Annotated in this window: 1 pseudogene; it reads left to right on the top strand. The window is 75.8% G+C overall.

The annotated features are described in order from the left end of the window. Positions 1 to 248, top strand: a pseudogene (locus SB771_RS36165) (peptidase M48); the annotation flags it as partial.

Raw genomic sequence — 248 nt, 5'->3', positions numbered from 1 at the left:
CCAATTGGCGCGCTGCCGCCAGCGCGAGGGGCATCCACGGGAAGCCGCGGACCTCTGGCTTCGCGTCGCGGACCACGCCGGCCCGGAACAACTGCCCAGCCTGCGCCAGCTCAGCCTGGCGGCCCTGCGCGCGGGCGACCACGCACTGGCCGAGGACTACCGCCGCCAGGCCGACGCCCTGCAGCAATCCCGCGCGCGCGCCGACGCGACGGACGGTTACGATCCGCACGACCTGTCGCCCGCCGAGC

The sequence above is a fragment of the Burkholderia sp. SIMBA_051 genome (assembly GCF_046534915.1).
Classification (GTDB): Bacteria; Pseudomonadota; Gammaproteobacteria; order Burkholderiales; family Burkholderiaceae; genus Burkholderia; species Burkholderia ambifaria.
The sequence above is the reverse complement of the archived record's forward strand: the minus strand, read 5'-3'. Positions and strand labels throughout refer to the sequence as shown.